At 41.6% G+C, this 21,089-nt stretch carries 18 protein-coding genes and 1 other RNA gene; 9 read left to right on the forward strand and 10 right to left on the reverse strand.

The genetic code is table 11. The features are described from left to right. Positions 1 to 56: 56 nt before the first annotated feature. Entirely contained in the window at positions 57 to 7,139 is a 7,083-nt protein-coding gene (locus tag V7K31_RS02140) for an AAA family ATPase (protein ID WP_335092308.1), read from the reverse strand. Positions 7,140 to 7,411: 272 nt separating this feature from the next. On the opposite strand from V7K31_RS02140, the gene V7K31_RS02145 reads away from it, so the two are divergent. From V7K31_RS02145 to pstS, 3 genes are all read left to right on the forward strand, one after another. After that, the gene (locus tag V7K31_RS02145; protein WP_335092309.1) at positions 7,412 to 8,152 is read left to right on the forward strand and encodes a cytochrome c biogenesis protein CcdA; all 741 of its coding nucleotides are present in this window, start codon (positions 7,412 to 7,414) and stop codon (positions 8,150 to 8,152) included. A 53-nt stretch (positions 8,153 to 8,205) separates the two neighbouring features. Beyond that, positions 8,206 to 9,606: a cytochrome c biogenesis protein gene (locus V7K31_RS02150; protein WP_335092310.1), complete on the forward strand. Its 1,401-nt coding sequence runs from the start codon at positions 8,206 to 8,208 to the stop codon at positions 9,604 to 9,606. A gap of 136 nt (positions 9,607 to 9,742) precedes the next feature. After that, positions 9,743 to 10,840 carry a phosphate ABC transporter substrate-binding protein PstS gene (pstS, locus tag V7K31_RS02155; RefSeq protein WP_335092311.1) on the forward strand — a complete coding sequence of 366 codons (1,098 nt, stop codon included), beginning with the start codon at positions 9,743 to 9,745 and terminating at the stop codon, positions 10,838 to 10,840. Positions 10,841 to 10,877: 37 nt separating this feature from the next. Here pstS and queF read toward each other — a convergent pair whose 3' ends face one another. The 6 genes from queF to V7K31_RS02185 all read right to left on the reverse strand — a co-directional run bounded on the left by queF (position 10,878) and on the right by V7K31_RS02185 (position 13,252). After that, the gene (gene queF, locus V7K31_RS02160) at positions 10,878 to 11,291 is read right to left on the reverse strand and encodes a preQ(1) synthase (RefSeq protein WP_335092312.1); all 414 of its coding nucleotides are present in this window, start codon (positions 11,289 to 11,291) and stop codon (positions 10,878 to 10,880) included. 89 nt (positions 11,292 to 11,380) lie between these two features. After that, on the reverse strand, positions 11,381 to 11,779 hold the full coding sequence (locus tag V7K31_RS02165) for a hypothetical protein (RefSeq protein ID WP_334826947.1): 399 nt from the start codon (positions 11,777 to 11,779) through the stop codon (positions 11,381 to 11,383). A gap of 159 nt (positions 11,780 to 11,938) precedes the next feature. Further along, complete coding sequence (locus V7K31_RS02170; protein ID WP_335092313.1) at positions 11,939 to 12,322, reverse strand: phasin family protein; 384 nt, start codon at positions 12,320 to 12,322, stop codon at positions 11,939 to 11,941. A 25-nt stretch (positions 12,323 to 12,347) separates the two neighbouring features. Beyond that, an RNA gene (ffs, locus tag V7K31_RS02175) (signal recognition particle sRNA small type) lies at positions 12,348 to 12,444 on the reverse strand. Positions 12,445 to 12,481: 37 nt separating this feature from the next. Next, a complete protein-coding gene (locus V7K31_RS02180; protein WP_335092365.1) occupies positions 12,482 to 12,748 on the reverse strand; it encodes a YciI family protein in 267 nt (88 codons plus the stop codon). Between the two features lie 141 nt (positions 12,749 to 12,889). Continuing rightward, positions 12,890 to 13,252 (reverse strand): KGK domain-containing protein, encoded by a 363-nt coding sequence (locus V7K31_RS02185; protein ID WP_335092315.1) that lies wholly within the window; start codon positions 13,250 to 13,252, stop codon positions 12,890 to 12,892. A 140-nt stretch (positions 13,253 to 13,392) separates the two neighbouring features. On the opposite strand from V7K31_RS02185, the gene V7K31_RS02190 reads away from it, so the two are divergent. From V7K31_RS02190 to V7K31_RS02210, 5 genes are all read left to right on the forward strand, one after another. Continuing rightward, positions 13,393 to 13,944 (forward strand): 2'-5' RNA ligase family protein, encoded by a 552-nt coding sequence (locus tag V7K31_RS02190; protein WP_335092316.1) that lies wholly within the window; start codon positions 13,393 to 13,395, stop codon positions 13,942 to 13,944. Between the two features lie 201 nt (positions 13,945 to 14,145). Continuing rightward, positions 14,146 to 14,841 carry a hypothetical protein gene (locus V7K31_RS02195; protein ID WP_335092318.1) on the forward strand — a complete coding sequence of 232 codons (696 nt, stop codon included), beginning with the start codon at positions 14,146 to 14,148 and terminating at the stop codon, positions 14,839 to 14,841. A gap of 37 nt (positions 14,842 to 14,878) precedes the next feature. Further along, positions 14,879 to 16,264: a pentapeptide repeat-containing protein gene (locus V7K31_RS02200; RefSeq protein ID WP_335092320.1), complete on the forward strand. Its 1,386-nt coding sequence runs from the start codon at positions 14,879 to 14,881 to the stop codon at positions 16,262 to 16,264. Positions 16,265 to 16,283: 19 nt separating this feature from the next. Further along, on the forward strand, positions 16,284 to 16,805 hold the full coding sequence (locus V7K31_RS02205; RefSeq protein ID WP_335092321.1) for an AAA-like domain-containing protein: 522 nt from the start codon (positions 16,284 to 16,286) through the stop codon (positions 16,803 to 16,805). Between the two features lie 115 nt (positions 16,806 to 16,920). Then, the gene (locus V7K31_RS02210; protein ID WP_335092323.1) at positions 16,921 to 17,271 is read left to right on the forward strand and encodes a hypothetical protein; all 351 of its coding nucleotides are present in this window, start codon (positions 16,921 to 16,923) and stop codon (positions 17,269 to 17,271) included. 289 nt (positions 17,272 to 17,560) lie between these two features. On the opposite strand, the gene V7K31_RS02215 is transcribed toward V7K31_RS02210, so the two are convergent. The 3 genes from V7K31_RS02215 to V7K31_RS02225 form a co-directional block, all read right to left on the reverse strand. Continuing rightward, the gene (locus V7K31_RS02215; protein WP_335092325.1) at positions 17,561 to 17,818 is read right to left on the reverse strand and encodes a hypothetical protein; all 258 of its coding nucleotides are present in this window, start codon (positions 17,816 to 17,818) and stop codon (positions 17,561 to 17,563) included. A gap of 380 nt (positions 17,819 to 18,198) precedes the next feature. Further along, positions 18,199 to 19,263: an HlyD family secretion protein gene (locus tag V7K31_RS02220; RefSeq protein ID WP_335092327.1), complete on the reverse strand. Its 1,065-nt coding sequence runs from the start codon at positions 19,261 to 19,263 to the stop codon at positions 18,199 to 18,201. Positions 19,264 to 19,711: 448 nt separating this feature from the next. Then, positions 19,712 to 19,885, reverse strand: a complete 174-nt coding sequence (locus V7K31_RS02225) for a hypothetical protein (RefSeq protein ID WP_335092328.1) — start codon at positions 19,883 to 19,885, stop codon at positions 19,712 to 19,714. A 271-nt stretch (positions 19,886 to 20,156) separates the two neighbouring features. On the opposite strand from V7K31_RS02225, the gene V7K31_RS02230 reads away from it, so the two are divergent. After that, positions 20,157 to 20,984 carry a peptidoglycan-binding domain-containing protein gene (locus V7K31_RS02230; RefSeq protein ID WP_335092330.1) on the forward strand — a complete coding sequence of 276 codons (828 nt, stop codon included), beginning with the start codon at positions 20,157 to 20,159 and terminating at the stop codon, positions 20,982 to 20,984. Positions 20,985 to 21,089 lie beyond the last annotated feature (105 nt).

Consider the following 21,089-nt stretch of genomic DNA (forward strand, 5'->3'; position numbering starts at 1 on the left):
AGAATCAAGAGCGTGGGGGTTTAGACCCCTCACTCGTACAGAATTCATCCTGAATTCTATTTCGATAAGTCTAATAAGGCGATCGCCTTTACTAATTCTTCTGGATCTACAGGCTTGGAAATATGCAGTTGAAATCCGACAGCGATCGCTTGCTGATGATCTATCTCACCAGCATAGGCAGTTAAAGCGATCGCGGGAATTGTCCCGCCTTGCTCTGGTTTCAGACTCCTCACCTTTCGCATCAGCATATAACCATCCATTTCTGGCATCCCGATATCGCTGATGATCAGATTTGGCTGGGATTGACTCAGGGCAGTTAAAGCGGCAATGGCTGAGGCCGTAACGATAACAGTTGCACCATATTGCTCTAGCATGAAGGGCAAAAATTCTCGCATATCTGCATCATCATCCACCACCAGAATCTCTAAGCCAGACAGGGGTAAGGACTGAGCCGCCACAACTGAGGAGTTATCTTTTGCATCCTTGATTACTTTGCTTTCATCCTGTAAACATGGAAGTTTGACAGTGAAAGTTGCTCCTTTACCTTCGCCCAGGCTTTTTGCTTGAACAGTTCCCCCGTGAAGTTCTACAAGATGGTGGACGATCGCTAATCCTAAACCTAAACCGCCAAATTTTCGAGTTGTCGCACCATCTGCTTGACGGAAATAATCAAAGACATAAGGTAAGAACTCAGCTACAATCCCCTTCCCGGTGTCAGTGACGCAGATTTGTACCTGTGAGCCGACTTGCTCTAATTTAATTTTTACCTCTCCCCCGGTAGGAGTAAACTTAATGGCATTGGAAAGGATATTCCAAATGACTTGTTGCAATCGATTGCCATCGCCTAAAACTTGCCCAACACCAGATTCCAGAATTGTTTGAATCTGGATAGACTTAGCCTCCGCCGATAAACGCACTGTCTCGATCGCAGCTTCAATCACTGATACCAAATTAATCCGGTCGAAGTTAAGGTTAAGTTTACCCTGAAGGATACGAGAAACATCAAGTAAATCTTCAATCAATTGAGTTTGCAACTTGGCATTACGCTCAATAGTTTCGAGGGCGCGATCGCTTGTTGCTTGGTCAAGTTTGCGACTCCGCATCAGTTTTGCCCAACCCAGAATCGGGTTAAGCGGTGTTCTCAATTCATGGGACAGCACGGCTAGAAATTCATCTTTGACGCGATTTGCTGATTCCGCAGCATTGCGTGCCGTTCGTTCGGCTTCATAGAGATGGGCGCGAGCGATCGCTTGGGCGCATTGTTGAGCAACAGCCAAGATAAATGCTTGATCTTCTCCACTAAGTTGTTGAAGTTGAGTAAATCCCAAATTTATACCTCCAACTGCCGAACCCTCCACCATCAAGGGAATAGAAATCCAGGCATCAATGTCATATTGGGCGTAAGCTTCAGCTAGATGAGGGTAACGAGCTATTCTATTTTGTCTCGATTCAGCCCAAATAGGTTGTCCACTCCGCACAGCTTCTGCTAGAGGGGAGCGTGAATCAATGGAAAAATGCCGCCAAGTATCTACCAAATCTTGGTTATAACCAACTGCATGGACAATTTCTAGTTCAGTTTTACTTTCATTCAGCAAGGCGACGAGGGCACAACTAGCTCCCAAGGCAGCCATGCTCTGCTCTACAATGACTTCAGATACTTGGGCTGGTGTCAGCAATTCTGAAAGAGCAGCCGTGATCGATTGGAGACGGGCAATGCGCTCTAAGGCTCGCTCTGCTGTTCTTTGTGCCTGCTGTGCTTCTTGGTAAAGGCGGGCATTATCGATAGCGATCGCCGCTTGATGGGCAACATCTTGCGCTAGTAACAAGTCAGCTGTGCTGTAACAACGTTCTGATTCCGCAGTAAAAAAGGAAATTGCACCAAAAATTTTTTCCCGTGCCATCAAGGGCAAGATTATACATGACTTTAAACCAATTTCACGCACAATCCTTAGATGTTCTGCATCTGGGATACCTGCTGCTAGGGCTGCATCTGAAATTTCAGTTACCATCTCAGGAATTCCTGTACGAACCACTTTCGGCACACCTTGAAGTTCATCCAACTTTCTAGGATAACGCTGATGAAGTTCCCAACCGAGTTTTACTTTCTCTGGATCTCGGTGAGCAACTGCTACCCGATGAATTGATTGGTTATCTTGCAGCAAGTCAACGGCGCACCAATCGGCGAGATAAGGCACAACCAAGTTGGCCACGCTTGCTAACGTGCTTTCGTAATCGAGGGAAGAGGCGAGGGTTGCACTGACTTGAGCCAAAAATGCTGCTCGTTGCTGATCGGCTTCTGCTTCTTGTCGGGCGGTTTGCTCTTGAATCAGTTGGATACGTTCGGCTTCAGATTGTTTGCGAGCGGTGATATCAAGCACAACACCACTCATGTGTGTGGGTTTACCCGCTTCGTTGAAAAAGGCTTTTCCCCGACAGGCTAGGTAGCGGATACTGCCGTCATCTTGAATAATTCGATATTCTAAATTATGCTCCACGCGATCGTTAATCGCTCGACTCAAAGATTGAGCCAGTAATTCTCGATCATCTGGATGCAGACGATCGAGGATTGCTTTGGATGTGCCAGCAAAGGTTTCAGGTGTTAACCCAAATAGTTGATAAATTTGCTCATCCCAGTCAAGGCGATCGTTGACAATATCCCAACTCCAAACACCGATTTGGGCAGATTTTAACGCCAAGTTTAGTTGTGCTTGGCTGTCTTCTAGACCCTGATAAAGATGAGCATTTTCTAGAGAAATAGCAATTTGAACTGTCAAGATTTCCAGTACGGAAAGTTTTTCTTGTGTAAAGGCGCTGGAGATCAGATTGTTTTCTAAATATAAAATACCAAGTAATTTTGACTGACGAGCGATCGGCAAACAAAGTACAGATTTAGGTTGCTTTTGAATGACATACTCATCTTGCGAAAACAGATTTTGCTCAGTGGCATTCTGCAAAATCACTGTTTCTTGAGTTCGTTGAACATAATTCAGCATTGATTGAGGAATAACCTGTGAAATTTCACCTTCTAATATAGGTCGATAAACATTGAGCTTTTCTGCTTGGGGATTAACTTTAGCTTCTACTTCGATCACCATATTTTGCTCGTGTTCAAGCAACAAATAACCAATTTCTGCTCCGGCTTGCTCGATGACAATTTGCATTAATGTCTTCAATAACCGCGAAAGCACAATTTCACTAGATATAGTTTGAGACGCTTTAACGACCGATAAAAAGTCTAGGTGTTCGCCTGTGCTGAAAAACGTTCCGTTAGAGACAAGCTGTTGTGGTAATAGCTGAGGATAGGATTCTTCGAGATGCTTGACTTTAGCAAATGCCTCCCAGCGCACATAGGCATTTTTAGCTGCTTGTAAGTAGGTTTTGGCAATTAATTCAAACTTCCGTTCTAAGTAAAACTTAGCGCCTAGCTCATTAGCCAAAGCTTCATATTGCACAAATCCCTGCTCACGGGCTGAAGCAATTGATTGCTCATATAGGTGCATTGCTTCTAAGTCCCTACCTTGAATCCGAGCTATTTCAGCAGCCACTAATTGAGACTTATGTAAGAAGTTTGCAGGGCAGTGGTTAGCCCAGTATTGCAATTGCTGCTGATGGGATTCTAGCGTTTGTAAAAACTGTTCTTGCTCTTGAGAAGATAGTGTTCCATAAAGAGCCGTTAGAGTCAGTGAGTAATATAAAATATAATCTGTTTCAATTGGTAATGCCAGTGTTGAAACTAGAAGTTTTGATAATTTTAAGGCAAAATTCAGTGCTTCTGCATACTGTGCATAGGTAAAAAATATAATTAATTTGATAATATGATAAAAAATAATTCCACTGATAAAACCTGCATCTATAATAATAGACAAAGCGCGTGATTCATCAAATTCATCATTACTTAAAGTAAGATGTTGGTGAGTGAGTCCGCGCAGATTCATCAGTAGCATTTGCTCTAATCTAATTGTCTCATAGACAGCCTCATGTTTAGACTGGCGGGCAAAGGTGGTGTATTTTTCTAGAGATTTGTATGTATCTGAAAGTGGAGAGCCTAATTGGATAATTTGCCAAGAGGCTTGATAGCCGTTATAGTTTGCCATCGTCACATTACCTGTTTCCACACAGCCAATAAATCCCCGCTCTAAAAAGGGAATATCAGTGGCAATATGGTTACACCAAACGTTGATATGACTTCCATGAATGTGTAGAACAACTCCTCGAAGTTCCAAGTCATGCAACTTTTCATTCAATTCAATTGTCATCTTAGAAAATGCGTAGCCTGTAGGAATATCATGGAAGATGGAAACCAACAACATGGCATACATACTGTAAGCGAAACAGGAATCTTCCGTATTCCCAAACTTGAGTGAGTAGTTAACAGCTTTAAGTACGACTAACGGAAAGAGATCAGGTCTACCGAGATAAGTAGGTGGTCCCAAAGTCGTCAACAGACTAATTAATGTTTTAATATTCGGATCTTGGATTACTGGAGCATTAATTAAATCAGAGACTTGTCTCTCACCTAAATTTATTAATACCTGGTTTTTTTCAATTATGATCGCACTTTGCACTTGCTCATTTAAATCAGGGAGGATCACCCCAAAAAGTTTTAAAGCTTCTAATCCCAATATCAGCGCCTCTTCATATCTACCTGCAACTTGGTAGAGTCTGATTTGCAATATATAAATATTGGATTTTCCCACATGAGATTCTGTTTTGAGCAATAGGAGATCAAATAATTCTTCCGCTAGCTCTAAATTTCCTGTTAAAAATTCACACTCAGCCAATTCTCTAAATAAAGTAAATGTTTGTTCATATTGTTCAATCCAGGCATTTTCAGCCAAAAGATTCATGGCAACGCTAAAAAATCTTTTAGCAGGAGTGTAGGCTGTGGAAGCTTTTGCTTTCTTGCCAGCGATTAAATTTAATCGTACCAATTCATCTTTTTCTGTTTGTTTAACAATCAGACCCACAGCGAGATTGATCTGATTGACTAGATCAAAAATTTGCTCATTCACTTCTTCATCACTAGCATTCTTCAGCAAAAGTCGCCCAATCTTCAAGTGAACAGCCGACTTTGATTCATCCGCAATTAAGGCATAAGCAGCTTGTTGAACTCGATCATGGTAGAAACGATAGTTTTTATCAACACTTTCATCTGATTCAATGGAAATAATTAATCCTCTTAAAATTGCTTCAACCAGTGCATTTGCCGTTTCTTCAATAGATTGTTCGCCAACAAGTGCCAAAACTTCTAAATCAAAGCGATTACCGATACATGAGGCTAACTTCAGCGCCTGTTGAGTTGCAAGTGGCAGTTTTTCCATCCGCCCAATCATCAAACTGATAATATTATCTGTAATACCTTGGGCTTCAATCTCAGCTAGATACCATTGCCATATCCGATGTTGGCGATTAAAATTTAACAGATTTTCTTGATGCAGTGTTTTGAGAAATTCATTGACAAAAAAAGGATTGCCGTCAGTTTTTTGGATAATTAATTGGGCAAGGGGTGCTGCTTGTTCTGCTGAACTATGTAAGGTATCAGAAATCAACTGATTTACATAAGCAAGATTCAACGGTGCAAGAATAATTTCAGTTGTTCTAGCACCATACTGGCGAACCTTCTCTATCATCAAACTAAAGAGATGGACAACATCTACTTCGTTATCTCGATACGCCAAAATGAAGCAGAGATACTCGATACTAGATCCAGTAATGATAGTTTGAATTAAATTCAAAGTAGCACTATCTGTCCACTGCATATCATCTAAGAAAACAACGAGTGGATGCTCTTTTTGAGCAAAGACACTGATAAAATTTTGAAGCACCAAGTTGAATCGGTTTTGAGATTCAGCAGGCCCCAACTCTGGTATAGGAGACTGTTCTCCAACGATTAGTTCAACTTCTGGAATTACATCTGTGATTAGTCTACCATTGTTTCCTAATGCTGCTTGTATTCGCTTTTTCCAGGTGGCAAGTTGATCTTTCGGCTGTGTTAAAATTTGTCGAACGAGTGTTTGAAAAGCTTGAACAATGGTGGAATAAGGAATATCTCGTTTGTACTGATCAAACTTACCACAGATAAAAACCCCACGTTCTTTGACAATGGGTTTGTGAATCTCCTTCACCAGAGAAGATTTACCAACCCCAGCATAGCCAGAGACGAGGATAATTTCTGGTTTTCCTTGGCTAACAACTCGCTCAAATGCTTGGAGAAGCTTGGCAATTTCTTGTTCTCGCCCATACAATTTCTGGGTAATTTGAAAGCGCTCTGAGATATCTTGCTCACCCAAAACAAAGGACTGGATTTCTGTGGTTGTCTCCAATTGCTTTAAGCAGCGTTCCAGATCAAATTGCAAACCTAAAGCGCTCTGATACCTCTGTTCTGCCTCCTTCGAGAGCAATTTCATAATGATGTCACAAAGCATTTGAGGAATATCAGAGTTCAGCTTTGTCGGGGATGGCGGAGATTTGGCGATATGACAATGCACCCACTCTAAGGGGTCTTTGCCTTGAAACGGTAGCTGACCTGTGAGCATCTCATAAAAGGTGACTCCCAGAGAATACAAATCGCTGCGATGGTCAATTCCCCGATTCATCCGCCCGGTTTGCTCAGGTGACAAATAAGCTAAACTGCCTTCAATGCAACTGGAACTGCTAACCCTTTGCTGCTCATAGGGAATAAAGGCAGCAATACCAAAATCGGCGATTTTCACCTGATTAGTTTCGAGGTTAACTAAGATATTTTGCGGCTTAATATCCTTGTGGACAATGTTAAAAGTGTGGATTTGTGCGAGTTTGTTGGTGATTTCAATGGCAATCTTCAGAAATGGAACAGGCTGTTGAAATTGGTCTAGCAACTGGTCGAGCGATCGCCCGCCAAAATCCTCCATAATTAAATAAGGAATTCCCTGATAAATCTCTAAGGCGTAGGCAATGAGAGCTGCTGGGGTGTTTAACCTTTGAGCGATCGCATACTCATGTTTGAGTTGTTCAATATTATTCGGTGTACACTGTTCTGGACGTAGTACTTTGATAATTACCGGACACTGATCTTTGAGCTTAATTCCACGGTATATGACTGCTTTTACCCCTGCTTTTAACAAAGTGACAATTTGAAATCCGGGTAATGCAATCATCATGCCAAATACTCCAGCCGTGGTTCTTCAGGGATAATGTGAGACTACAGTAATTTTCAGGTAATTAAATCATAAGGTAAGGTAGCACATCTGGGCGCTACAAAAGATTATGGTTTAAATAGTTGAAAAAGGTTGTAATTCTATTGTAAATATATTTCCTTGGGCAGATGAAATTTAGATGATATCAGCTTTGGATAATTACTTCTGCTGACTCTACATCCAAAAATAAGTTAAAATTCAAGCAGAGTAAGCATTTTCCGCTCAGAAACATCCCCATGCTTGATAACCTGCAAACCCAAATTTACCAACTAGAACAATTTGCCAACAGCCTTGTTTCTAACCAACTGACACACCTTAGCGTCATGAGTATTGGTATCATCTTTGCAGCTGGCTTGCTCACCAGTCTCACACCCTGTATGCTTTCTATGCTACCAATTACCATTGGCTACATCGGCGGTTATGAAGCTAAAAGCCGCTTGCAAGCAGCTGCCCAATCAACTTGGTTTGCTTTCGGATTAGCAACTACATTGGCAGGGATGGGTATCATAGCAGCTTTTGTGGGAAAAGTCTACGGTCAAGTGGGAATTGGTTTGCCGATTATCGTCAGCATTATCGCCATTCTCATGGGGCTGAACTTACTGGAAGCACTACCTCTGCAATTTCCATCCTTGGGTGAAACAAATTGGATTTCGCCAGATTTACCAGCAGGATTGCGTTCCTATTTGCTGGGGCTGACTTTCGGCTTAGTGGCATCTCCTTGTAGCACGCCTGTTTTAGCCAGCTTACTAGGTTGGATTGCCAATACACAAGACTTAATTTTAGGCGCTGTTTTGCTACTTTCTTACACAGGCGGTTATGTAGCACCATTGATTTTGGCGGGTACTTTTACAGCTTCAATTAAAAAGTTACTAGAATTGCGTCGCTGGTCTGGTTGGATTAACCCAGTTAGCGGGGCGCTGTTGGTAGGATTCGGTGTATTTTCTTTAATTTCTCGGATTCCCCTTGGCAGTTTTTAATTTAATTCCTTGATCAGGATTTATATGAACACCTTTTTTAGATTTTACACGTAATGACTTTAGAAGATTCAGCATCAAAAGAATTAAAATGGTGGGCAGTACCTGGGCAGTTTTTACGACAAGAGCTTTTGCCTGTACTAACTAACTTACGACTAGCGATCGCACTACTGCTATTGATTGCAATCTTTAGCTCCACCGGTACTGTAATTGAACAAGGTCAGTCACCAGCATTCTACCAGGCTAACTACCCAGAACATCCAGCTTTATTTGGTTTCTTAACTTGGAAGGTAATTCAGGTAGTTGGGTTAGACCACGTATATCGTACTTGGTGGTTTCTGGCATTACTCATCTTATTTGGCACTAGCTTAACTGCTTGTTCTTTTACCCGTCAGCTACCAGCCTTAAAAGCTGCCCAGCGCTGGAAATATTATGAAGAACCACGGCAATTTCAAAAGTTAGCTTTGAGTGCAGAACTAGATACTGGTTCCCTGAATTCTCTGTACCAAATATTACAGAAACGCCGCTATAAAATTTTTCAAGATCCAGAAAAAGAAAACCTCCTCTACGCCCGCAAGGGAATAGTCGGACGCATCGGCCCAATTATGGTTCATATTGGCATCGTCGCTATTCTGCTAGGGGCAATTTGGGGCGCGATGACTGGGTTTCTGGCTCAGGAAATGGTTGCCAGTGGCAATACATTTAAAGTGACAAATATTGTAGATGCCGGACCTTTAGCAGCAGCCCAAGTCCCGAAAGATTGGTCTGTGCGCGTCAATCGTTTTTGGATTGACTACACACCATCTGGCGGCATTGATCAATTTTATTCGGATATGTCTGTCTTGAATAATCAGGGAGAGGAAGTTGACCATAAGAAGATTTTTGTCAACGAACCTCTGCGCTATCATGGCGTAACTTTCTATCAAACTGATTGGGGAATCGCAGCTGTTCGCATTCAATTTAACAACAGCCCGATTTTTCAGCTACCGATGGCGCAATTGAACACCAACGGTAACGGGCGCATTTGGGGAACGTGGGTTCCGACTAAACCAGATTTGAGTGAGGGTGTTTCCCTGTTAGCCAAAGACTTGCAAGGGATGGTATTAATTTATGATGCCACTGGCAAACTTGTTGATACCGTCCGCGCTGGGATGTTCACCGAAATCAATGGCGTGAAACTCAAAATTCTCGATGTCATTGGCAGCACCGGCTTACAAATTAAAGCTGATCCAGGCATACCAATTGTTTACTCAGGATTTGGCTTACTAATGTTGGGTGTGGTGATGAGTTACTTCTCTCACTCACAAATATGGGCATTGCAAAAAGGCGATCGCTTATATGTGGGTGGCAAAACAAATCGCGCCCAAGTTGCTTTTGAACAAGAGATTTTAGAGATTTTAGATCGGCTGAGTTCACAGCCAAAAGCTGAGGAGAAAGAGGCGGCGATTGAAGTTTAAAGGCAAAGGGGCGCAAAGGAAATCGCAGAGGAACGCAGATGATTACTTTGCGTACCTTTGCGTTTCCAAGTTATTTACAATTAATTATGTCTACACGGCTTAAAATTGGGAAATTATTACAGGTATTTATTAAACATTGCAACAAAAGATTTCTATATCTGCTCAACTTCAATCCAAGGGACGCGTTTACCTTCTACCCCTAATCGTTGTTTCGTTGAGTATTGCTGCTTGCACTGCCAATAATCGAAACATCAACCGTGTTTCCCTTGTAGGTGCCGGGGCAAGTTTTCCCGCGCCTTTGTACGAGCGCTGGCTTTCAGATTATAACCAGCAAAATCCCAATGTGGAAATTAACTATCAAGCTATAGGGAGCAGTGCTGGAGTGCAACAGCTCATCGAAGGTACTGTGGACTTTGCAGCTAGTGATGTGGGAATTACAAATGAACAAGCAGCTAAGATAAAACGGGGAGTAATCGCTTTACCTCTAACTGCCGGTTCTATTGTGCTGGCTTATAATCTCACACCAGTTGCACATCAGTCGCCTCAAGTCAGTGTACCAACTGCTCTCAGGCTACCACGCCAAGTTTACGTAGATATCTTTCTCGGAAAAATTAGGAATTGGAATCATCCTAAAATAGCCGCAGCTAATCCAGGGGTAAGTTTGCCCGATTTACCGATTCAGGTAGTACACAGAACTGATGGGAGTGGGACTACGAGCGTGTTAACGCAACACCTAAGTGCTATAAATCCAGAATGGAAAAGCAAAATTGGGGCTGGTAAATCTGTAGCATGGCAAGTGGGAATTGGTGGAAAGGGTAACGAAGGTGTTACCGCCCTGATTCAACAGATACCAGGAGCTATTGGCTATGTCGAGTATATTTACGCCAAACAAAATAAACTTCCTGTGGCTGCTTTAGAAAATAAATCTGGTAGTTATATTACGCCGACACCAGAATCTGTAGCTCAAACCTTAGAGACAATCAAATTACCTGCCAATAACTTGATTGCTTTTGTCACCGATCCTACAGGTCCCCAGTCTTATCCCATCGTCACTTACACCTGGCTTTTAACTTATCACCAATATCCAAACCGAGTCAAAGGGCAAGTGCTGAAAAACTTTGTTAATTGGGCTTTGATTGAGGGACAAAAATCCAGTTTGGAACTCGGATATATTCCTTTGTCTAAAAAAGTTGTGCTGCAAGTGCAGACAGCTGCAAAGAAAATTGCTGAATAAAGCCGATTAATCCCGTCTGCGCTAATCAGTGATGATGTTACTTTTGGTGCCGTACTTCAACCACAGTATGTACATTACCACGAGGCGTAAAATCTGCTTTCACAGTTACTTCCAACGGATCACAAGCAGCTACAAAATCATCCAAAATTTGATTAGCAGATTCTTCGTGGGAAATGTAGCGATCGCGGTAACTATTAATATAAAGCTTAAGCGCCTTCAATTCCACTACCCGTTCATCAGGAACATAGGTAAGGTAAATTGTCGCAAAGTCAGGATAACCGGAAAACGGACATTTACAAGTAAATTCCGGCAAAGTAATGTTGATGTCATATCGCCTCCCCACACGCGGATTCGGAAAGGTAATTAGTTTACCTTGTGCAATGTCGCGTTCGCCATACTTAATTTCTTGGCTTGCCGGGGATACAGTTTCAGGTAATTTATCAGTTGTCATTTGTCATTTGTCATTTGTCATTGGTTATTTTACCCGTCTTTACGTCCTTTTAGCAATTATTGTACAGACGCGATTAATCGCGTCTCCCCTCAATACTCTTCCTTCTCCCAGTCTGGACAATTTTCATCTTCGCAACCGTGGGGATGCATGGCACAAACTAACAAATTACCACTATAGACTTGTCCGTGGTAGTGACTACAGCCGATACAGGCAGGATTTTTTTCGGCAGTGGGTTCAACTGAATAAGGAAAACCCGGATCTACATCTGCTACAATGTCCTCCAGTTCCCAGTAAGCTTCTAACATTGGTTCAGCCAATTCCTGTAAATACTGATCGACTTCAGTAACAATGTTAGGGACTTGCTCAGTCATTTCTTCCGTTATCTCAAAAAAAGCGTCTACCATTTCACTCATTCCCAGGAAGAAACGCTCTACTTCATCAGCCACTGTTTCGACGATTTCTACTAAATCTTTTTGCCACTGTTCCATAAACTTGACGCCCTTACAGGCTATAAACAAGACGGTTTGTGCTATCTGGCTTGAAGCACTAAAGTACACACTAGGCAATTTATCTTATCAAGTTTCTATATGAAGTGCCCTATGAAAGTGCCACTTATTACTGATATTTCGATCAAAGAATGCTTTTTATTAATCGCGTTGCAATCGTTTCAACTCGTCTTGCAGATCTAGCACTTCTTGGCGTAATTTATCCACGTTCTGATCACTTGATCCCTCTTTCACCGTTGGTTCTTCATCTTCCTCTAAGATTTCAATGCGGCGAGGTTCAGAAGGGGGTGTTTTTGGTGAGGTTTCACCAGATGCTTGGGGCTGTTGGGCTTGTTTCATCATATCTTCAACGAAGCGACGGGCTTCTTCTGTGTTCATTTCGCCCTTTGCCACCATTTCATCTGCCAGTTTTTGGACTTGCGATCGCACTTCGGCTAATTTTCCCCCTGCTTTCTCACCTGCGTAAGAAGCTAATCCAACACCGAGGTAAAAAGCTTTTTGAACAATATCTCCAAAACCAGGCATTTTTGCTGAATGCTCCTCAAAATAGGGCGACCCGGAGACTACGCCTACCACAAGCCTCCCGTGTTGCTGCTACCTTCCGGTTCTGACAAGATTTGGGTGTTGCGATCGCATAGATCCAGGTCTTCTAAAAGCATAACATTAAAATTCAGTAAGTGTGTGTTATTCCATAACAATCCGCCATTGATAAAGCTGATAGTTGACGCAGCCGTGTTGTACCAAGGGGTCATCAGCTACAATTGCTTCTGCTTCCTCCTTTGAGGCTGCCTCAAACAGCAACATCCCGCCTCTTTGCTCCACCCAATAGCCTGTTCGCGCTTTGTGTCCTTTAGCAATCAAGTCCTGAATATAGGCTTTGTGGGCAGGTACATATTGGTCAAAGGTAGGTTTATCGACTTTGCCTTCTTCAATTTTTACAAACCACGGCATTTGCTTATTAACTCCAGTTGCAACAGACATCCTGCTTAAGTTAGTACTATTTTTGAGCAATAATTTAGTAGCAATATACACTAACTACAGCGATTTACTGAAGATTTAACTAAAACAGCAGAAGGGAGGCATCTGTGACTCTTAGATATCTAGGTGCGATCGCAGATCATCCAGTGGAGATGTCGAGTTAGTGGGAATCAGTGGTTTTGTTGGTATCGGCTCATCAGGAACAAATTCAAAGCGAATTCGGATTTTACCTTTCTGCCAGCCGCCACCCTGAGCTTGTAAAAGTTTACAGATCACACCATTTACAAACCAGGCTTCAGCCTTCTCCTTTTGTAAGCTGCTGTTCCTATGCACCAAAGACTTCAGACGTTCCATTAATTCTTCACCTGTCGATGTTGAAGCCCCGGCAAAGTTAGCATCCTGAGCCACAGAAACAACATCCTCATCGGACAGAATAATTTGATCGCTCATTTCGTTTTCTCTTTCGTTAACAGACATGGCGGATCAAGCACCAACTCGATCCGCCTTCTCTAAGTTTTCCCGCAAACCACCCATTACTAAGGAATAAAAATAGTGATCAGACGATCACAGATCAGGAGTTAGGAGTCAAAATAAAAATAATTAATATAGATACATAGATGAGCCGTTTTTTTGTCGCCCTTTTACCACCGCAAGACATTCAAGACTACGCCAACGAGATTAAGCAGTACTTTGCCGATCGCTATGCTAGTAGCGGGGCGCTAAAGTCTCCGCCTCATATTACCCTGCAACCGCCCTTTGAATGGGCAGATGATCACTTGCCACTCTTAGAAGCATCTTTGAAGGAGTTTGCTAGTGGACAACAGCCAGTAGCAATTACACTCAGGGGGTTTAATGCCTTTGCGCCTCGTGTCATATACATTAATGTAGTTATAAGTCAAGAGCTTTTAACTTTACAAGCTGATTTAATGGCTTATACAGAAAGCAACTTGGGAATTGTTGACGAGGTTTCTAAAACCCGCCCTTTTGCGCCCCATATAACAGTTGCGTTTCGGGATTTAACAAAGCAAAACTTTAAAGCTGCTTGGCCAGAGTTTGAAAAGCGCCAGTTGCATTTTGAGTTTACTGCCGATAAATTAACGCTGCTGCTTCACGACGGTAAGCGCTGGAATATTAAATCGGAGTTTGGTTTCTTGCCTACTGAACAATGAGCAATGTATTACTCACGTCTTTTCTTATGACAATGGGTAAGAATTCATCCAATTCATCAACGGCAAAGAAATAGTGGTAGAGACTGCTTGGCGCTGGGAGTTTGGGAGAGTACTGAAATATGCAAGTAGTTGAAGTGCGATCGCAATTTACTTCAAGTAGTTAGCTGAGAATCACCCAGAAGCAGATTTGGGATTGTAGGAATGGAAGCACGAGGCGAAGACAAGTTCTTGCTTCATGCCAAAACCGCAGCTATGACTGATAAGTCGGAACTGAGCGCAGAAGATTTTACCACGTATAATCAGATAAAAGGTTTGTCGGAGTGGGAGATTAAATTACTGCTAGCAGAAAAAGATAATCAAATCCGCAGATTAGAAAATATGGTGATGACGGCGTTAGAGCATCCTAGCTTTTATTCAAATCTTGAACAGGTAGGTACTATGACTAACAATCCCGGTGGCTTTTCAGTTGGCGGCAACGTCAACAACGTCCAAGGCGATAATAACCAGCAAAAAGTGAATAATAAAACTTCTAACTTTAACCTACAAGGCGCTCAATTCGCTGGTGGTATTGTAGATGCTGACACCGTAAATGCACAACAAATTGGCGGTAACATTACTAACTACACCCCACAGCAACGGCAAAATCTGGCAGAAGTCGCCGCAGAGATTCAGAAGCTTCTCAACCAATTGGGGCAGAGTTACCCTACTAATACTCCACTAGAAAAACAGATAGTGGCCACAGAAGCACTCAAGCAAATTGATAGTAATCCTACTTTGAAAGTGCGGGTAATTGCGGCTTTGAAAGCAGGTGGAACAGAAGCTTTCAAGGAGCTAGTGGATCATCCTCTTCTCAACATACTTGTGGCAACTTTAGAAGGTTGGCAGGAGGCAGAGTAGTTTACTTGCACAGATAAAGCAGAGGGGTTAACTAAAAATGGCGAATGAGGAACATCTGGCAATAGTTAACCAAGGGGTGGAGGTTTGGAATAATTGGAGAAAGGAAAACCCATATATAATACCTGATTTAAGCGGAAATGTTATACATCATTGGTATTCTCAAGAAGCTGAATTTAAAGGTATTCTAGTTAGCCCAGGTATCCATGTTTCAGATAATCAATCTAAATACTTTCCTAAAAATTTAAATGGTATTAATTTAAATAAAGCTGATTTAAGTAGGAGTGATATTAGTAATATCGAGCTAAAGCAGGCTAATTTGAATGGAGCTAATTTGAGTGGAGCTAACCTTAATGAGACAGATTTCACAGATGCTGATTTAACTAATGCTGACGTAATAGGTGCTTTAATCGATGGAGCCATCCTGATTAGGGCTAATCTAACTAATGCTGATTTAAGCGGTGCTCATATCGGTTATAGTGATTTTACTGGAGCTATGTTAAATGGTACTAAATTTGCTAGAGTTAAGTTTAATGTAGATCCGATTCATCTCCCAAGAACAGACTATTCTCCTTTACAAAAATTTGTATTTAAATTTAACCTAAGTAAGGCAAATCTTAGTGAAGCGAATCTAATGGGCTATGACCTTAGTGAGGCTAATCTAGTGAAAACGAATTTAAAAGGAGCTAACCTTAGTGATGCAAACCTTAGCCATGCTAATTTAACTAAAGCTGACTTAAGTGAAGCAAATCTTACTAGAGTCCAAGCTTTATCGACAGATTTTACTTCGGCAAATTTGACTGGTAGTTATTTAGAAGATTGGAATATTAATAGTGCTACAAGGTTGGATGATGTAATCTGTGACTATATTTACCTCCGCCAAAATCAACAAGAACGTCGTCCCAGCAGTGGTAATTTCGCCCCTAGAGAATTCACCAAGCTATTCCAAAAATCTTTAGAAACAGTTGACCTAATCTTCCGCAATGGAATCGACTGGGATGCTTTCGCCTACTCGTTCAAAAAATTAGAAGTCGAAAACCAAGGCAGTCAACTAGATGTTCAAAGCATCGAGAAGAAAGGCCATGGCGTTCTTTTAGTCAGAGTAGCTGTTGCCCCTGATGCGGACAAAGCAAAAATCCACAGCGACTTCATGCAGGGCTATGAATTTGCGAATAAAGCTTTAGAAGCGCAATACAAAGCAAGACTTGAAGATAAAGATTTGCTAATTACCAAACAGGAAGCACAAATTAACCGCCTGTTTGAGATAGTGGAACAGCAAGGATCAGTTCAAAAAGCACTGCTAGAAAATCCACGGAAAGTGTCTAACTACAATATGCAGAATCCACAGTTTGCAGGTGGAATAGCAGATGCCAACAATGTTGACCTACAGCAATTAGGTGGTAACGTTCAGAACAGAGACGCTTAAGAACGCTCAAATCAAACCCATGCCCGACTCAGAAGATCCGAAGCAAGCCGACAACAACGACTTACGCAATTCCCAGTTTGGCGGTGGGTTGATTAATGCTGAGTCTGTAAATGCTGGGCGAATTGGCAGTGACATCTACAATATTCACCTTGGGCAGCAGACAGTAACATCAAGTAATCCAGCACAATCACAAAATCAAAGAGAGCGATCGCAGCAAGAGCGAGACTCACTGGAAAAAGTTTACACCCTCCAAAGCCAGAAAGTTGCACAAATACGAACAGCGTTGGTAATTGAAACTGATGTATCCCGCAAGTTTCAATACGAGCAACAGCTTCAGTCAGAGGAATGCACGTTGAAAGAGCTTGGTGACAAGTTGGATGCAATTGAACAACAGTTACAAGCGGCTGAGAACTCTGCAATGGGGGCAGATACAACTATATATATTGAACGACCACCCATTGAAGATAAATGCTATAAGGCTATTGTGCAACCAGGAGCGTTAATTCGTCTCAAAGCCGAAGGGTGCGTTACGCTGGCGTGACAAAGCTAAATGCTAAATTGTTGCAATCATGGCAATGCCTGCGGTGATCACTGAGCTTTATCGTTCGTGCAGCGTCTCGTAGAGAAGTACGGGCTACGCCAATGCATTTGTTATTTTGGCGAACGCATTTGTTATTTCGGGGAACGCATTTGTTATTTCGGGGAACGCATTTGTTATTTCGGGGAACGCATTTGTTGTTTCGGCGAACGCATTTGTTGTTTCGGCGAACGCATTTGTTATTTCGGCGAACGCATTTGTTGTTTCGGGGAACTCATTTGTTATTTCGGGGAACTCATTTGTTATTTCGGGGAACTCATTTGTTATTTCGGGGAACTCATTTGTTATTTCGGCGAACGCATTTGTTATTTCGGCGAACGCATTTGTTGTTTCGGCGAACTCATTTGTTATTTCGGGGAACTCATTTGTTATTTCGGCGAACGCATTTGTTATTTTGGCGTCTCCATAATGCACCCTACGAAACAACTAGAAGAGTTAAAACTTATGCTGGTCATACTTGTGTGTACACCGTAGGCTAAAAGGAGAGAGGCTTTGAATTTCTTACTCCCCTTCCCTTGTAGGGAAGGGGCTGGGGGTTAGGTCTGTATTCGACTCAATTGAGAAGCGCTATAGGCTATTGTACAGATCCACTATCCCTGCAATGCGATCGCTGCTGAATTTGAGGATTTTTCAATTTGAGCGACAGGCGTGGCGGAACAAGTGCCTTCAAAACAATCTTTCACCTCCTCGCCAGAGACTTAGTTTTCTCCCAACAAGGAACCAGAATAACCCCATTCTACTTGCTCCCGTGTTTTACGAGCCGAGACGTGAACCGGCTTGTCGCTAGACATCGCTGAACTTGAAGAAAATTCATTTTGAGTAAAGGGTGGCGCGTAAAATATGCCTTCTCTACCAGACGCACAAAGGACATGACAGTTCTTCGGTTCCTCGTCACAGACTTGGTTTTCTTCTGAAAATATTGCAGATTGACCCCATAACTCCTGCCACAATTGCATAAAAAATATACAGTCTAAGTTGAAACTATAGAAGTAATGGCGGGTTGATCCAATAAAAAAGCGATCGCAGTTCCGTATGAGCGATCGCCATGATTAATCCCTAACCACAGGGATTGATTATGACAATTATATTTGTCGCAATACTTTAACGATTGCAGTGCTAGCCCCCTCATCCCAACACTCTTAATACAAAAAAGTAGATAATTGCTCTACTTAGCCACAAGTAAACAATCACCTCGGTAAATAAGTGTTTTTACGTTTTCACTCGCAAATGCAAACTACAACGAGTATGTTACCAGTTTCACTTGACTTTTGACTTTTGACTTTTGACTTTTGATTTCCCCGTTCGCGTAGCGTCTCCTAGAGTTGGGACTGACCATTTATTTAGTTTCAACTTTTACAATTGCTGACATTCCCGGATTAAATCGGGATTCATAACCTTGAATACTTGACCCATCAAACACAATCTTGACGGGAATTTGATGTAGTGAATTATTAGAAGCTGAATTACTCGTAAGATTATCTTCTGTCATAAAGGCGATACTATCTACCTTGCCTTGAAACTGCCGATTAGCAAAGGCTGAGACTGTAATTTTCACCTTTTGCCCTGGCTGTATCTTTTCTAACTGCTTTTCTGGAAAATAGGCAATAATCCAAGGACGTGGCTGCATTATTGATAAGAGAGTTTGCCCTGGAAGCACCTGCTGTCCTACTTGGACGTTTTTATTCCCAATTAGTCCACCAACAGTAGTTGCAATATTAGTGTAATCTAACTCCATTTCCGCTTTTTTTACCTCTATTTGCTTTTGAGTAAAAGTAGTCAACGCTATCTTATATTGTTGCTCATTTAGCTTCTTTTGCTGATTGAGGATTTGTGCTTGTAAAGTTCTTTTTTTAATCAAAGCTCGTTGTTCTACCTGAGCATTTTTGTTCTTGGTATCTGGTTGTAATTCAGGAATATCAATAACAATTTTGGAAATTTTTTCACGTGCCAATGCTGCTTGCTGTTTAGCTAATTCTAGAGATGTTTTTGCCTGTGCTAGAGATAATTGATAGTTGCTTTTATCAAGTTTGACTAACACCATGCCCGGAGATACCATTTGATTATCATTAAATGTAATTTCAGTGACTATTCCTGATACACGAGTAGTCACAGGGTTGATCTCTGCGGTGACATGAGCATTATCAGTTTGTAAATATCTTTGCCTGTATTGCCATTCCTGGTAAGCATAATTTCCTACATAAGTTGCAAGTACACTCAACAATACTGCCGATCCCGTAAGCAGTAGCAGATACCGTACCCAAGAAGATGATAATTTTTTGTTGAGAGCGTTGTTCGATTCAGTAGAAGTCTCAGTTGCTTCCTGTTGCGATAACACAGGAGTTTTTTGTTCTGATAATGTTGTAACTTTTTGGGACTGTTGTAAAAAATTTAAGCGTTTCATCAGTGTTCTTGATGTCAACAAAATTTTCCGTAAAGATTGGCACTACTTAACTAGTCCACTTACAGAATACGGCAAATATTACTTGAGTGCATAGTTAGTCTCAAAATAGCTTCAGAAATCACTCTGTCTGAAATGCACAATTGAAAATACTATCCCTTGACTCCATCAACAACTAAAATTATGAAAAGTTGGAAATCGTTTCTTACCAATAGTAATCTATTGAGACAGCTGCAACCGCGTCAGAAGGTTACCCAGCATTGACTGTCAAATTTCTTTGTCTGTCCGGCTTTTATCCTTAAGGTAAGAAGTAGCATCACTTGGCTTGCTTAAACATTTTTCATAATTACGTGCGGCTCAGTAGGAGACTTGATACAGCAGATTGCAACAGGCGTGAGGTACAGATCATCGTAGGGACACAACATGTTGTGTCCCTACCCGTGTACTTCATTTACCTGCAATACGCTGTAATTTCAGCCTCTGGGTCAGAGCGATTTTTGATATTGGGAATATCTTGGCGTAATTCCTTAACCAACGCGATATCGCAAAATAGCAAAGAGCGATCGCACAAGTACGGAGAGCGGTTGTAAACTGGTGTCAAGGAAACATTGCGTAGTATCATCATCAATAGTTGAGAAGAAGCGATCGCCCACCAAGACTTAAAACCATCTTTCTTTTTCCCGGTGTGTAGTCGCCTACGACGAACGTCTCAAAGAGTTGCAGCTTTTTGTCACACATCGTTTAGGAATGTGGATTAAATAAAATGCAAAACTTTATCCTGTCTCTAGCTTCCCTCTCCTTTATAAGGAGAGGGATTGAGGGCGAGGTAAGCCAGGGACATAAATTGTATGTTATTTAATTCTTATTCCTTAACTTTTGCAACGCCTTAATAAGACATGTTAGATTTGTTTATTCCTACTTACTTAGTTTTTGTAAAACCAGATACATTAAATGGTAGTTTAGTAGCAAAGGAACCAAAAAAAATGGCCATTAGTAGCCCTGAAGTCATCCGTCATATATTGATCGGGCTGGGATATTTAGCTCCTGAGATTGATCCTAAACCGGATCTCACAAAATTTGCTCCCTGGAAGCGGAATAACAACTCCTTGACAGATGATCCTACTGAAGAAGCAATTAAAAAGTTTCAGAAACAGTACTCACAAAAACTTGTGGTTAATGGTAACGCTGACTCTGAGACTCGAACTGTAATGGAAGATACAGTCAAAGGACTTCAGAATAGATTGAAGTTTCACGGTTTTGCAACCAATGCCGAAATTCCTCAAGACTTGCCTCTTTATGGACCAGCCACTTATACAGCAGTCAAGAAATTTCAGAAATCTCAGGGTTTAACTCAAAATGGCATTGCCACTATTGAACAGCGCCAAATTCTACAGCAATCGAGTTTAACAGATAAGCCCCAGCCTCAGCCACAGACCCAACTCAAGCTGATAGATTTGTGTTTGCAATTCAAAAAGAATCCTCAAAATCCTTCTTACATCGCAGCCCTAAATAACTTACAACAAAATCTACCCCAGGACGTTTTACACAAAGTTACTAACAAATGGAGGGGGACAAATGATCAAAATCCTGAGCTTGTCAAGCTGACTAATGTGTTCACTTATTATGATGACAACAATCAAAACCATCGTGATGCACTAACTCACTTACAAAGTCAGATGACCCCAGCCATCTCTCAAGCATTTTTAAGTCTCTGGAATAAATAAGTAAACTCATTGGTGTCAACTTAACGGTTATATTGAGAATATTATTCACGCCTAGACGTGGTGAAAGAGCATTTATTTTCGTTAAACAGTCGATAATGTAAATAA

Origin of the sequence: Nostoc sp. (genome assembly GCF_036917675.1) — a bacterium.
Lineage (GTDB): Bacteria > Cyanobacteriota > Cyanobacteriia > Cyanobacteriales > Nostocaceae > Nostoc.